Source organism: bacterium Scap17, from assembly GCA_013376735.1.
Lineage (GTDB): Bacteria > Pseudomonadota > Gammaproteobacteria > Pseudomonadales > Halomonadaceae > Cobetia.
Window position 1 is genome coordinate 2793560 of sequence record VINJ01000001.1, and the last position, 13648, is coordinate 2807207.

12 protein-coding genes are annotated in these 13648 nt (G+C 63.8%); 2 read left to right on the forward strand and 10 right to left on the reverse strand.

What is annotated here, in order from left to right; genetic code table 11:
- Window positions 1-20: 20 nt before the first annotated feature.
- The 10 genes from FLM52_11805 to FLM52_11850 all read right to left on the reverse strand — a co-directional run bounded on the left by FLM52_11805 (window position 21) and on the right by FLM52_11850 (window position 9153).
- A complete protein-coding gene (locus FLM52_11805) occupies window positions 21-305 on the reverse strand; it encodes a hypothetical protein (GenBank protein NVN56467.1) in 285 nt (94 codons plus the stop codon).
- Window positions 306-545: 240 nt separating this feature from the next.
- Window positions 546-1535: a GTP 3',8-cyclase MoaA gene (gene moaA, locus FLM52_11810; GenBank protein ID NVN56468.1), complete on the reverse strand. Its 990-nt coding sequence runs from the start codon at window positions 1533-1535 to the stop codon at window positions 546-548.
- The gene (locus tag FLM52_11815) at window positions 1532-2152 is read right to left on the reverse strand and encodes a molybdenum cofactor biosynthesis protein MoaE (protein NVN56469.1); all 621 of its coding nucleotides are present in this window, start codon (window positions 2150-2152) and stop codon (window positions 1532-1534) included. Before FLM52_11815 ends, moaA begins: the two co-directional genes overlap by 4 nt.
- A gap of 1 nt (window position 2153) precedes the next feature.
- Window positions 2154-3023, reverse strand: coding sequence for a cyclic pyranopterin monophosphate synthase MoaC (gene moaC / locus FLM52_11820; protein ID NVN56470.1), 870 nt, complete (start codon window positions 3021-3023; stop codon window positions 2154-2156).
- A gap of 163 nt (window positions 3024-3186) precedes the next feature.
- Window positions 3187-4614 (reverse strand): molybdopterin molybdenumtransferase MoeA, encoded by a 1428-nt coding sequence (locus FLM52_11825; protein ID NVN56471.1) that lies wholly within the window; start codon window positions 4612-4614, stop codon window positions 3187-3189.
- Window positions 4611-5210 (reverse strand): molybdopterin-guanine dinucleotide biosynthesis protein B, encoded by a 600-nt coding sequence (gene mobB, locus FLM52_11830; GenBank protein NVN56472.1) that lies wholly within the window; start codon window positions 5208-5210, stop codon window positions 4611-4613. Before mobB ends, FLM52_11825 begins: the two co-directional genes overlap by 4 nt.
- A gap of 516 nt (window positions 5211-5726) precedes the next feature.
- Window positions 5727-6443, reverse strand: coding sequence for a molybdenum cofactor guanylyltransferase (locus FLM52_11835; protein ID NVN56473.1), 717 nt, complete (start codon window positions 6441-6443; stop codon window positions 5727-5729).
- A 154-nt stretch (window positions 6444-6597) separates the two neighbouring features.
- The gene (locus tag FLM52_11840; GenBank protein NVN56474.1) at window positions 6598-7413 is read right to left on the reverse strand and encodes an ATP-binding cassette domain-containing protein; all 816 of its coding nucleotides are present in this window, start codon (window positions 7411-7413) and stop codon (window positions 6598-6600) included.
- Window positions 7414-7528: 115 nt separating this feature from the next.
- Window positions 7529-8233, reverse strand: a complete 705-nt coding sequence (locus tag FLM52_11845) for an ABC transporter permease subunit (GenBank protein ID NVN56475.1) — start codon at window positions 8231-8233, stop codon at window positions 7529-7531.
- Entirely contained in the window at window positions 8230-9153 is a 924-nt protein-coding gene (locus tag FLM52_11850; GenBank protein NVN56476.1) for a tungsten ABC transporter substrate-binding protein, read from the reverse strand. The genes FLM52_11845 and FLM52_11850 overlap by 4 nt, the downstream gene beginning before the upstream one ends.
- 626 nt (window positions 9154-9779) lie before the next feature.
- Between FLM52_11850 and FLM52_11855 the strand changes: the two genes are divergently transcribed.
- Together FLM52_11855 and FLM52_11860 are read left to right on the forward strand one after the other, a co-directional pair.
- Complete coding sequence (locus tag FLM52_11855; GenBank protein ID NVN56477.1) at window positions 9780-11333, forward strand: sigma-54-dependent Fis family transcriptional regulator; 1554 nt, start codon at window positions 9780-9782, stop codon at window positions 11331-11333.
- On the forward strand, window positions 11330-13594 hold the full coding sequence (locus tag FLM52_11860; protein ID NVN56478.1) for a HAMP domain-containing protein: 2265 nt from the start codon (window positions 11330-11332) through the stop codon (window positions 13592-13594). The genes FLM52_11855 and FLM52_11860 overlap by 4 nt, the downstream gene beginning before the upstream one ends.
- Window positions 13595-13648: the final 54 nt, after the last annotated feature.

Consider the following 13648-nt stretch of genomic DNA (forward strand, 5'->3'; position numbering starts at 1 on the left):
ATGGCGTCAGGCCGAAGGTCTCAAACGGACTTGTTCTTCGGCGGACGGCCACGACGCTTGGGCTGATCACTGACCAGATCATCCACGGAAAGGCCTGCTTCGATCATCGCATCACGAATCTCGGCAAGCTTGCGCTCCTTGGCGATTTCTTCCTCGCGGCGCTGCTCGTCTTCTTCGGCTTTCTGCTCGATCACCTCATTGATGACCTCGGAGAGCTTGTGCAGTTGTTCCATGGACAGCTGACGCGCTGCTGCACGAGCAACATTCTTGTTACGGGCGATCTTTTCGAGAGAATCGGCTGTCATTTCGCTACCTCCACCATATGCACTGAGCTGGAATCCCTGCGAGTCATCGCATTGGATGTGATAATGCAGCAAAGTATAAGCGCTAAATATGAACTAACAAGCCTTGTCAAAAGCAAGGCAGTGTTTCCATAGGATAGACCAACAAAAACCCCGCTTGATAGCGGGGTTCTTGAGAGCGCCTGTGAGTTATCCGGGAAGGCTCGATCAACATGAGCGCCACGACTGATGACGAAAAAGGACTCAGCCTCCCGTCATGTTCATGAAGCGAACGATCTGGACATCACCGTCCGTCGTGAAGTGATGACGCTCGGGCTTGAGATGCATGGCATCGATGATCGCGGCCTTGAGCGGCTCGATATCCCCCGGGTAGCGACGCATGATGTCCCGCAGGTCAAGCGAGTGCTCATTGCCAAGACACAGCAACAGACGCCCCTCTACCGTGACGCGAACGCGGTTGCAGGTCGAGCAGAAGTTATGACTGTGTGGTGAGATGAATCCCACCCGTGATTCGCTGTCCGCCATGCGGAAATAGCGTGCCGGCCCCAGGCTGTCTTCAAGCGTGGGAATCAGCGGATAACGGGTCTCGATGCGCGCCTGGACATCATCACTGGAGCAGAAGGTCTCGTCACGACCGTGATCCGAGACCTGGCCCAGCGGCATCTCCTCGATGAAGCTGATGTCCAACCCTTCCTGACGCGCAAATTCGACCAGCGGCACCACTTCGTGATCATTGCGCCCTTTCAGCACCACCGCATTGAGCTTGATGCGGAAGCCTTCCTCGCGCGCAGCGCGGATACCGGCGATCACCTTGTTCAGGTCGCCGGTACGCGTCAGCGCCTTGAAGCGCTCCGGGTCCAGAGAATCAAGGCTGATATTCAGCCGTGACATGCCGGCGGCCTTCAACTGCGCGGCGTGCCTGGCAAGGCCCGCGCCGTTGGTGGTCATCGAGAAGTCCTTGAGCCCCTCGAGCGCGCCGATTTCATCGACCAGCTTGCCGATATCACGCCGCACCAGCGGTTCTCCTCCGGTCAGGCGAATCTTCTCGACCCCCAATTCCACGAAGGCGCGCGCCAGCAACGCGATCTCTTCGAGGCTCAACACCTCGTCGCGCGGCAGAAAGGTCATCTCTTCGCTCATGCAATAGACGCAGCGAAAGTCACAGCGGTCCGTCACTGACAGGCGAACATAGCGGATGCGACGACCGAAGTCATCGACCAGGGTTTCCATCATGACTCTCCCGAAAACTTGGGTGTTGCCAGCGCAGATTGTCGATCTTCGCGGCTGGCCTCGGCCAATGAGTCATCAGCCTTGCGTTGCTCGGCAAAGGGGGTTGCCGCTCCACCCTCTGCCGTCACCGCGGACTCGGGATGCCAGCGCTCGAGTGCCTCGCGATCACTCGAGCGTTCTCGCACCCAATAATCTCCTGTGGCGGTGTGCTCCTTTTTCCAGAAAGGCGCTCGCGACTTGAGGTGGTCCATCAGGAAGTCACAGCCCGCAAAGGCAGCCTGACGATGTGCACTGGCGACCAGCACCAGCACGATATTGTCGCCGGGCTCGAGCCGTCCGACACGATGAATGATACGCACCCCGGTGAGCGGGAAGCGCTCGCGCGCCTCTGTGATCAAGCGTTCGAGGCTGCGCTCCGTCATGCCGGGATAGTGTTCCAGCGTCAGCGCGACGACATCCGGACGCTGATTGAAATCACGCACCAGCCCCGTGAAGGACACCACGGCACCGATGTCGCCGCGCCCACGCGTCAGGGCATCCTGCTCGACACGCAGATCAAAATCGCTGGCCTGAATGTTGACCGAAAAGGCCTGCGTGGCTTCGTTTGCGACCTGGGTCATGTCAGCCCCCCGTCACCGGTGGGAAGAAGGCGACTTCATCACCGGCATTCAGCGGGTGGTCATCGCGCACCATGTCCTGATTGACAGCGCATAGCACGCGGGTGTCATTGAGCGCTTCAAGCTGCGGGTCACGCAGCGCCAGGGTGCGCTTGAGGCCCCCGACCGTCGCCTCCGACAGCGTCGTCAGGTTCAGCGCCAGGCTGTCGAGATCCAGCCGCTCCCGCAGTTCCGCCAGGAAGAGGACCCGCACGGTGGCATCATCGCGTGCCGCCGAAGCGGCCTGTCCCGCTGTCACTGTCACCTCGTTGGGCTCAGCTGTTGCAGCACGGCTTGATTCGGTCCGGCTTGATTCAGCACGGCTTGGCTCAGCGGGCGTCTGCTCGACAGCGGCAGCCTCCTCCGGACGCTGCCAGTCACCACTCTTGCCGCCGGTCTTGGTCTCGAGCTGGATATCGCCGATCACGATACCCTTGTCGACCGCCTTGCACATGTCATAGAGCGTCAAGGCCGCCACCGAGGCCGCCGTCAGTGCCTCCATCTCGACACCGGTACGCCCATTGAGGCGACACAGCACCTGAATTTCCACGCAGCTGTTGGCGCTGTCCAGCGTGAAGTCGACCGTCACCTTGGAGAGCATCAAGGCATGACAGAGCGGAATCAGCTCATGAGTACGCTTGGCCGCCTGGATACCGGCAATACGCGCCGTCGCCAGCACATCCCCTTTGGGCAGGCCACCTTCGGCGAGCAGGGCGAGCGTGGCAGGCAGCATGCTGATGCGTGCGCTGGCTCGCGCCTCGCGGCGGGTTTCCTGCTTGTCCGCAACATCCACCATATGGGCTTCGCCGCGTGCATTGAGATGAGTAAGGCTCATGAGCTGTCTCGTATCCGTATCGGGTGCGCCTGACTGGCGGCAATCTCAGAAATACCAATGCCTGAAGAAGCAGGCAGGCAAGCCCTGATGAACAGGACTGGCCAAGAAATTAGCAGACTATCTTTTCATGAATCAGCTGGCGTGACTACTGCGTGGGCATCGCCTAGACGATGCCGCGACTGCCCAGCCACTGCACCATGACCGGCTCACCGGCGTGGAGCGTGGCGCAGCCGGCGGGAATCTCGATCAGGCATTCGGCCAGCAACATCGAGGTCAGAATACCCGAGCCCTGCCGCCCCGTGGTCATCACCACCTGACGCCCCTGGTCATCCAGCACGATCTGGCCGCGATGATAGTCGACACGCTCGGCACGTGAGCGCAGCGTCTCGCCGGCGATCAGCTGCAGGCGCGGGGCTTGCCACTGCGCCAGTGTCGTCGCCGAGACATTCGCCTCACCCTTCGCCAACCGCTGCTGTCCCGACAACAGGCGTAGCGCGGGTAGCACGAACTGCAGGAAGGTGACCATGGTCGCCACCGGATTGCCCGGCAAGCCGAAGAACGGCACCTGACCAGATGACGTCTCGGCGTCGGCGGGAGTGGCACGCAACATGCCGAACGCCAGCGGGCGCCCGGGTCGCATGGCGATGCGCCACAACGCGAGCTCACCACAGGCAGCGAGAGCGCTGCGCACATGATCGGCCTCGCCCACCGACACGCCGCCGGAGGTGATGACCATGTCGGCACGCGTCGCGGCATCCCGCAGGGCAGCACTCACGCTCGCCTCGTCATCGCTCAGGATACCGAGATCCAGCACCTCGATGCCCTGATCGCGCAGCAGCGCCACGAGGCTGAAGCGATTGGCGTCATAGATACCACCGACCGGCAGTGTCTCGCCGGGAGCCGTGACCTCGTCACCGGTGGAGAAGATCGCCACCGTCAGCGGCCGATAGACGGCGACCTCGGCGAGCCCGAGCGACGCCAGCACGCCCACGGCGGCAGGCGTCAGCCACTGGCCCGGCGCCATCACCCGGTCGCCGCGCGCGATGTCCTCTCCGGCCTGACGCACATTCTGGCCACGGCGAATGCTGGTCACGCCTTCGATCACCACCCGCTCGACTGCGTCGCCCTCAGCTCGGCCCTCGCCCTGCGTGGAGCGATACTCGAGCTGTTCCTGCATGACGACAGTGTCGGCGCCTGCGGGCAGGGCCGCACCGGTCGTGATGCGCATGGCCTCCCCCGCGGCGAGCGCTCGGCCTGTCCAGGGATGGCCCGCCAGCGAGCTGCCGATCACGCTCAGCTCGCAGTGATCGCTCAATCCGCCGCGATCGCTCAGGGGCTCGCCGCTCGCCGCGTCTGGCAATGAAGCCCGTGCCAGTGCGATGCCGTCCATCGCTGCGTTGGTCTGCGCCGGGACATCCAGCGGCGAGATGACCGTCTCGGCGAGCACACGTCCGGGTGCCTGCGCTAAAGCGACACGCTCGCTGCGCGGCGTGCGCATCACGCCCGCCAGGCTCTCCCCCAACACGCTCAAGGCTTCATCGACACTCAGCATGCGCTCGCCGAAACGCGGATCGAAACACGACAGACTCATGCGCCCACCTCGCCACGCGGCTTGCCGCCTTCCAGACGCCAATGCACCGGCCAGGCGGCGATCCAGGCGGCCAGCGCCTGAGGATCGTCCAGGTCCAGCCGCTTGAGGTTCTGCGGCACATCATCACGAGGCGGCAGCTGCGCCGCCGGTGTCGCCAGCGCATGGATCCAGGGGTCCTCCAGGGCTCGCAGCGGCTTGCCCACGGCCTCGCGGTACAGCTCAAGCTTGGGCAACGGCCACTGCTTGAAGCCCTCGACCAGAATCAGGTCCACCTCCAGCCCCTCGAGCTGCGCCACCAGCTGCTCCAGATCGGCCTCCGCCTGGTCCGGCGTCTCCATCATCAGTGCAAAGCGCTTGGCGGACGCCACCAGCATCGGCACGGCACCCGCCGTTCGCAGACGATAACTGTCCTTGCCCGGCGTATCGACATCGAAGGCATGATGCGCATGCTTGATCACGGCGACGCGGAGGCCGCGCGCTCTCAGCTCGGGCAGCAGCTGTTCGAGCAGCGTGGTCTTGCCAGTGCCGCTCCAGGCTGCAATGCCCAGCAGCGGACACGCTGACGCCGCCAGACGTGCCTGCCAGGCGGGCGACATCCCGACCTCATGAGAAATATCACCACGTGGCGTGGGAGCATCATTGCGGGGGGAGGAATGTTCAGCACTGACAGCGGTATCGGCACGCTGGTCAGTCGTGGAGGAAGACTCAGGCATGAAGGTTCTCTTGGTGATTCCCGCGTATGGCGGCCTGTCGACGGGCTCACCGCAGCGCTGCCGCGCCCGCAAGGGAAAAGATGACGATGACAATGCGGGCTGAGCGGATGCCATGAAGGTGAACACGCACGGCGCTCATTTCAATGGGCAACGGCTCGATATGCGCAAGGATTCAATGGGGGCAACGACGCAGAGTGGCAAGACAGCCGCCAGAACCGCCAGACACTACACTTTTGAGGTGCAACGCCAAGGCCATCAATACCAGGCAGGCAAAGACAATAACCCGTCAGACTCCGGCAAAGACGCCCCCCGGCGATGACGACCTGCATCACAATGACACACCCTGGGCGTGCAAGCGGGAACGGATGACACGCAAAGGACGTCAGGAAAGAAGCGCGCTCAGCGCGAGCCGGCTTCCATCTCACGGCATTCATCCAGGGTATTGAGGTTGGCGAAGTCCTGCTCGCTGCCCGCTTGCACCTTGAGCCAGATATGCTGATCGAACCAGCGGTCGATCTTGCGCTCGCCAGCGGCCAGCGCCGCCTGCAGAGACGGCAGCAGGCCACGGTGCATGAGACATATCACCGGATGGTAACGGAACTCATCTGCCGCCACGGCCAGCAGCGCAGGCCCGGAATCGGCCGCATGACCGCCCTCGACACTGAAGCCTTCGAGCTGATCGCCGTTGGCATGATCGATCAGCGCCACGCTCAGCGTTTCGACCAGTTCATTGGGCAGATGCGGCACATCGCAGGCCACCATCATCACCCAGGGCGTCCGCGCTGCCGCCAGCGCACTGGCCATGCCCATCAAGGGGCCGTGGTAACCCTGCTCGCTGTCTTCGACAAGCGGATGCCCATAGGCAGCATACTCGGCGTGCGAGCGGTTGGCATTGATCAGAAGCTCGCCCACCTGAGGGGTCAGCCGCGCCAGCACATGCGCCACCAGCGGCACCTCATTGAGCGTGACCAGCCCCTTGTCGACGCCACCCATGCGCCGCGCCTGGCCACCGGCCAGCACCACCCCGGTGATATTGGCGGGCGAGAGCGAGGCCTTGAGCTGCTCGGCATCGCTCGGCAGTGGTGTAGCGTCAGAGGTGTGATTGAAGCTCGGCATGAAGGCGTATCCCGGTCGAGTGCGCAAAGGCGCAGGTAATGTCATGCAGCAGGGCCGCTGGCAGGGCATTCAGTGCAAGCGGCTGATGCACAAGGCCTTCTCAGCCCTGAAGCTTGAGGTGCTTGCACTGAAGGCTCAGCCCATTGAAGACGACTCAGCCCGCTGCGTGCTCAGTGTGCAGGCTGGCAGCGCTCAGCGTCCAGCGCGCACTCGAGCCCTGACTCAAGGCATTGTCCTGATGCGAGGACAGGATCACCGCACACCCCTGCTGGCACATCTGCTCCAGTCGAAGCGCCAACTGCTCGACAGCGGCCTGGTCCAGATTGGCGGCAGGCTCATCCAGCAACAGCACCGGCGGACGCGACAACCAGGCGCGCGCCAATGCCAGTCGCGCCCGCTCGCCACCCGACAGGGAGCGGGCCGGCTGACGAGCCTGATCGCTCAGCCCGCTCCAGCGCAACATCTCCTCGACCTGATCACGCTGCTGGCCGGCAGAGCCGCTGTCGGGTTGCCAGCGAGCCGCCAGCACCAGATTGCCGGCCACGCTGGTGTCGAACAGATACGGCTGCTGATGCAGGTAGCGCACCGGATGAGCGTCACGGGTCTGCCATTCAAGCTTGCCGCCAGTCGCTGGCTGCATGCCGGCCAGCACGCGCAGCAGCGTGGTCTTGCCACTGCCGTTGTCACCCTTGAGGTGCACCCAGCCGGACGCCGGGGACGGCGCCCAATCCAGCGTCGCCACATGCCATAACAGGCGCCCTTGCGCCTCGGCGCCCTCGCCGGAGACTTGCGCCGCAGGCGGCAAGCGATATTCGAGGTCGCGCACACGCAACAGAGGGGCAACGCTTGCGTCAGCATCGAGTACCTGGGCAGCAGACGACGAGGCTTGCGCGAAGCCAGTCCCCGCCACCGGGCAGGAGGAGTCGCCCGGGGGAACAGACGAGGACGAAGAACTAGGGGGGAACATCATGACTCCATACGACGATTCAGCCTGACACGATCAGTGCTGGTGTGCTTGTCTCAACTGGCAGGCAGGCGGCTTGCAGGCTCCGGGAGCAGAATGTGACTGGCGGCGGGGCCTGGGGTCAGGCCTGCACCGCCAGCTGACCGCGACCGCGCAACAGTCCCAGCATCAGATTGAGCGCCAGCGCCAACACCAGCAATACCATGCCCAGGGCGACCCCCTGGGCGTACTCGCCCTTGAGGGTTTCCAGCGCGATGGCCGTGGTGATATTGCGCGTGAAACCGGCAATGTTACCACCCACCATCATGGCGCAACCCACTTCCGCGATGATTCTACCAAACGCGGCCACCAACGCCGCCATCACGCCGAAACGGGCCTCCATCACCAGCCGCCACAACGCCGCACGGCGCGACGCCCCCAGCTGCAAGGCTGTCTCCCAGGCACGCTTGTCGACGCCCGCCAGCGCGGCATGCAGCATCACCACCAGAATCGGCAGGGCGAGCAGAATCTGCCCGATCACCATCGCCGGCTGGGTGAACAGCAGATGCCAATCGCCCAGCGGGCCAGCGCGCGACAGCAGGATGAACAGCAGCAGCCCCACCACCACGGTGGGGACGGCCATCAGGGTATTGATCAGCGAGATCAGCAGCCAGCGCCCCGGGAAGGCACAGCGAACCAGCACGAAGGCGATCAACAGTGCCGGTGGTACCGCGATCAGCATCGCCATCAGCGAGACACGAAACGACACGCCGATGATCTCCCACAGCGCGCCATCCATGCTCAGCAGGAGGCTCATGGCCTCCTGCGTGGTTTGCCACAAGCTCACGAACGCGGCTCAGCCTGTGCGTCCTGCGTCTTCACCGGCGTGCGCTCAGAGGCACGATCCGCTGTCTGGCGAGCATCGAAGCCAGTCTCGCCGTGGCTGGCATGGAACAGCGCCTTGCCCTTGAGACGGTAATCATCGATTGCCTGCTGCCCTTCGCTGGAGATCAGCCATTCGGCCAGCTCACGCGCACCACGAGTATTGAGCCCGTCATGATTGGCAGGATTGACCAGAATCACCTGATAGGGGTTGAAGAGACGCGCATCACCCTCGACCAGAATCTCGAGCTCGAGCTTGTCTTCCATCGCAAGCCAGGTGCCCCGATCGCTCAAGGTGTAATCCTGCAGCTCACTGGCCATGCTCAGCACCTTGCCCATGCCCTGGCCGACAGCCTTGTAGCCGGAGAAGTCCGGCGTGACGTCGGCACTCTGCCACAGAGCCAACTCCTTCTTGTGGGTGCCGGAATCATCGCCACGCGAGATGAAGCCTGCATTGGCACTGGCGATCTTGCCCAGTGCCGCGTCCACATCCTGCATGCCGGCTATGGCGGCCGGGTCGGCCTCGGGGCCGAGCAGCACGAAGTCGTTGTACATCACGCCATGCGGCTCGATGCCGTAGCCGGCATCGACGAACTTGCGCTCGGCGCCCGGGGCGTGGGTCATCACCAGATCCACATCGCCATCCTGGCCCATGCGCAACGCCTTGCCGGTACCGACCGCGATGACTTGGATGGTGACATCGTGGGCCTGTTCATACTCCGGCAGCAGGTGATCGAGCAGGCCTGAGTTGTAGGTGCTGGTCGTGGTGGCCAGACGGATGATGTCGTCGGCTGCCTGGGCCGGCAGAATGCTCAACGCACCGAATGACAGGCCTGCGAGAGTGGCCAGCAGGCGACGAGAAGACAAGGTATGGCGTTGCGGCATGGATGATGCTCCCTGAATATTTTTTCTGGCGTGACGGTCTTGATGACATCAACGTAAATGTTGACTCTGCAAACGACATGCCGAAAGCGCTGTGGTGACGAAACGGACGATCCAATAAAGGCTTTCAAAGTTATGGCAGACGGGGCTGATACATGGACTGGCATGCAAGACAGCCGGCGATGATACCGGAATCTTCTCCAGCAGGCTGAGTTGCCTGCTGACGTCCCTGTCGCCCCTCTCGCCTCTGCAGCCCCTGTCGCCCTGCTGACGTCGCTATCCTTGTCGCTAACCCTGGCGGGGCGGATGGCGATGCTGGGATAGCACTGCCGGAATGGCCGAAAAAATACTGACAACAAATCCAGGCATGACCACCACTGACCCACGATGACCCGATTGACGCGTCATCGCCGGGCCTTGCGTAGCGCAACGGGACAGCCTGCCAACCCTGCCCGCCAGCGCTGTGTGCTGACAAGGCCGCAAGGCGCTGCCTGTGGCAAGCGCAAGCAGAAACAGGCAGCAATGTGGCACCCAGCGCTAGATTACCAGAGAGCAGCACGCCACAATGCCTGCATGATAGAGATGATCTCCCCTGCGACCATTACTGCCCTGTTGACCCGAGGAACGCCATGACTGCCCACGCCCCCTCCACACCCCGTGAGACCCGGCGTAGCGGCAGCGACCCCCTCCCCACCGCCTCGGTGCTGATCGTCGATGACGAGCCCGGCATACGCCGCTATCTGGAGAAGGCACTGTCCTCGCGCTTTGCGCTGATCGAATGCGCCGAGAGTGTCGAGCAGGCCGAAGCCTTGCGCTCGCGTCTGCACTTCGACCTCATCCTGCTCGACATTCGCCTGCCGGGGCGTGATGGCCTGGATTGGGATGAAGCCCTTGCGCCCTCTTCGGTCAGCGATGTCATCTTCATGACGGCCTACGCCGATCTCGAGACCGCTGTGCGCGCACTGCGGGCCGGAGCCTGTGATTTCATCATCAAGCCGTTTCGTCTCGAACAGTTGCAGGCTGCGCTGGACCGCTGCCTTGAGCGCCGCCAACTGACGCGGGAAAACTTCCTGCTCCGTCGCGACAATGCCCGCCATCAGCAGGAAGAGGCCAGCCTCAAGGGCGAGAGCCCTGCCATGCAGGAACTAGGGCATATCATCGCGCGCGTTGCTCCCGCGCCCTCGCCGGTGCTGATTCTGGGAGAGTCCGGCACCGGCAAGGAGCTGGCGGCGCGTGACCTGCATCGCCTGTCCGGTCGGCGCGGCGCCTTCGTGCCGGTCAACTGCGGCGCCATCAGCCCGGAGCTTTTGGAGAGCGAGCTGTTCGGCCACCTCAAGGGGGCCTTCACCGGCGCCCATCGTGGCCGTGATGGCCTGTTCAGCTTCGCCGATGGCGGCACGCTGTTTCTGGATGAAATCGGCGAGATGCCGTTGGCGATGCAGGCCAAGCTGTTGCGAGTGCTGGAAACGCGCCGCGTGCGCCCCGTCGGTGGCGAGCAGGAACAGGCGGTGGACGTGCGCATCGTGGCCGCCACCCATCGCACACTGGAGACGGAGGTGGCCGCGGGCCGCTTCCGCGAAGACCTCTACTATCGCCTCAACGTGCTGAGCCTGACACTGCCGGCCCTGCGCGAGCGCCCGGAGGATATCCCGGCGTTGGCCCAGCACTTCTCGCGCCAGCTGTCGCGCGAGCTCAACCTCCCCGCCGTGCCCTGGCAGCATTCTGATCTCACTCGCCTGTGCCACTATTCCTGGCCCGGCAATGTGCGGGAACTCAAGAACGTCATCGAACGCGCCTTGCTGCTCGGCCGCCTGCCCGGCGATACCCTGCCGGTCGACAGTCAGGCCGAACAGGCACCAGGCCACTCGACATGGGACGACAGCGGAGACGCGACCACCTACGCCGAGGAAGAGGCCACCAGCAGCGGCTATCCGCTCGAGTGGTCATTGGATGCGGTGGAAAAGGCCCATCTGTGCGCAGTACTGGAGCGACATGCCAACAACAAGTCCGCCGCCGCTCGCCAGCTGGGCATCTCGCGCAAGACGCTGGATCGCAAACTGTCCACCTGGCGCGCCGAGCAGCAAAGCGGCGGGGACAGCGGCGCTGAGAGCAGCATCGAGAGCGATCAACCAGCCCCCGCCACTGCATCTACCACTCCCTACGGAGCCGACGGCAGCGCATGATCAAGCGCCTGCGCCATTACTTCGCCGGTTCGCTGCGGCGCAGGCTGCTACTGCTGACACTGGCGCCGCTGCTGGCGCTGATGCTGGCGTTGGTCGGCCTGACCGCCTACTGGACCACGGCCTATACCGACCGCCAGCTGTACATGAACGTGCGCAGCGATCTCGATGTCGCCAGCCGCACGCTGCAGAGCCAGCATCAGCGCCTGCGTGATGGCCTGGAGGCGATGCGTCGTAACCTGCGCCAGCTGGTGGCACCCGATGAGCAGACCGCGCAGCTGTTGCCACGCCTGGTGCCGCGCCTAAATACCATGCGCGACACTCTCAATGCCGACTGGCTGCGCTGGCTGCCCACCGAGCAGTTGCGCCAGACGCCCGGCGTCGCCGCGCTGATTCCGCAACTGACGCGCGGCGAAAGTCTGGATGGCCTCGACATGCTGTCCAGCGACTCGCTGGCGACACTGGATCCAGCGCTTGCCGAACGCGCGCGTCTTGCGCTGCGCCAGACGCCCTACGCACAACCCAGTGCCCGCCGCGAGGAAAGCCGCGGCATGCTGTTGCGGGCGCTGGTGCCCATCCTCGATGGCGAGAGCAAGCTGCTGGGCGTGCTGGATGCGGGCCGCCTGCTCAATCGCGATTCGCGTCTGGTCGATGAAATCCGCGATCTGCTCTATGGCCCCGGTACCCTGCCGGAAGATGGCACCGGCACCATCACCCTGTTTCTCGATGATGTCCGTATTGCCACCAATGTCACCGACGCCAGCGGCGAGCGTGCGCTGGGCACGCGCGCCTCGCTGGAGGTGAAGCGTCAGGTGATCGGCAATGGCGAGCGCTATATCAATCGTGCCTTCGTGGTTCGTGACTGGTTTGTGGCCGCTTATGCCCCGCTGGATTCTCTGGATGGCCAGCGGATCGGCATGATCTACGCAGGCTACCCACAGGCGCCCTACGCGCGTCTCTATCGCGAGACGCTGACGCATATCAGCCTGGTGCTGATCGCGGTCAGCCTGTTGGGCGTGCTGCTGGTGTGGAGCAGCATCGAGCGTCTGATGCAGCCGATCCGACAGATCCGCCGTGTGGTGCATGCGGTGCGGGACGCACCGGCGCAGGAAGGCCTGCGCATAGGCCCACTGTCCTCTCTGGGGCCGGCGCAGCGACACGGTGATGAGCTGGATGAACTGGCCGAGGAATTCGACGCCATGCTGGCGCGACTGGAAGCGCACCGCCATGAGATACAGCTCGCGGCCCAGACGCTGGAAGCCCAGGTAGAGGATCGCACCCGCGATCTGAGCGCCCAGACCGCCACGCTGCGCGAACGCAGTCAGGCACTGGAGGAGCACGTGCGTCTGCTGCGTGAAGCGCGCGCACGCCTGCTGACCCGCGAGAAACTGGCGGCACTGGGCGAACTGACGGCGGGTATCGGCCACGAGATCAACAACCCCGCCGCGGTGATTCTGGGTCATGTCGAGTTGATCGAGGTGATTCTCGGCGAACAGGCCGAGCCGGTACGCGAGGAAATCGCCACCATCATCCATCAGGTCGAACGCATTCGCGCGCTGGTCGACAACCTGCGTCAGTACGCGCGCGATCCGCTCGCCTCCAACGACATTGGCGACGACAACTCACTGACACCGTCGCTCGGTGCGCCTCACCTCAGCCAGATTCATCCCGACGAGGCCATCCACAGTGTCGAGGTACTGGTCAGGCATGCGCTGGATCATCATGGCCATCAATTGCAGCATGAGCTGGCGGCCACCCGTTTGATCGAGGCTGATCGCGCGCAACTGACCCAGGTGCTGGTCAACCTGCTGATCAACGCCATCGAGATGGCGCCTGCGCCGGATACGCTGTGCATCACCAGCCGTGATCATGATGCGACGCTGACCGGAATGGCAGCTGACGCGGATGCGCAAGAGCGCCCGGCTGCGGCTTCCGCGGCGCCATGCCCGATATCGGCCGACACCACGGTGGCTGGTGTCGAGATCCGCGTCATCGATCACGGCGCTGGCGTGCCCGAGCATCTGAAATCACGCATCTTCACGCCGTTCTTCACCACACGCGCCAATGGCTCGGGCATCGGCCTGTCGGTCTCATCGGGCTTGATCACCCAGCTGGGAGGCAGGCTATGGCTGGAAGATACGCCAGGTGGCGGCGCCACCTTCTGCCTGTGGCTGCCGTGCATCGCACGCCGGCATCACGAGGATGACCAAGGGCGCCATCTGCTCGAGACGCTCAGCGCCGGGGGCAGCAGTCGCTCGCCTTGAGCCACAGATGACCGAGGTTCACATCTGCCAACGACCTGCTCATGCATGCTAGCC

Excerpts from the sequence above, each read along its gene's own strand:
- FLM52_11835 (NVN56473.1), bottom strand. The coding sequence starts at position 6,443 with ATGCCGAGCTTCAATCACACCTCTGACGCTACACCACTGCCGAGCGAT.
- moaC (NVN56470.1), bottom strand. The coding sequence starts at position 3,023 with ATGAGCCTTACTCATCTCAATGCACGCGGCGAAGCCCATATGGTGGAT.
- FLM52_11860 (NVN56478.1), top strand. The coding sequence starts at position 11,330 with ATGATCAAGCGCCTGCGCCATTACTTCGCCGGTTCGCTGCGGCGCAGG.
- FLM52_11840 (NVN56474.1), bottom strand. The coding sequence starts at position 7,413 with ATGATGTTCCCCCCTAGTTCTTCGTCCTCGTCTGTTCCCCCGGGCGAC.
- FLM52_11850 (NVN56476.1), bottom strand. The coding sequence starts at position 9,153 with ATGCCGCAACGCCATACCTTGTCTTCTCGTCGCCTGCTGGCCACTCTC.
- mobB (NVN56472.1), bottom strand. The coding sequence starts at position 5,210 with ATGTCGCCCGCCTGGCAGGCACGTCTGGCGGCGTCAGCGTGTCCGCTG.
- FLM52_11805 (NVN56467.1), bottom strand. The coding sequence starts at position 305 with ATGACAGCCGATTCTCTCGAAAAGATCGCCCGTAACAAGAATGTTGCT.
- moaA (NVN56468.1), bottom strand. The coding sequence starts at position 1,535 with ATGATGGAAACCCTGGTCGATGACTTCGGTCGTCGCATCCGCTATGTT.
- FLM52_11825 (NVN56471.1), bottom strand. The coding sequence starts at position 4,614 with ATGAGTCTGTCGTGTTTCGATCCGCGTTTCGGCGAGCGCATGCTGAGT.
- FLM52_11815 (NVN56469.1), bottom strand. The coding sequence starts at position 2,152 with ATGACCCAGGTCGCAAACGAAGCCACGCAGGCCTTTTCGGTCAACATT.
- FLM52_11855 (NVN56477.1), top strand. The coding sequence starts at position 9,780 with ATGACTGCCCACGCCCCCTCCACACCCCGTGAGACCCGGCGTAGCGGC.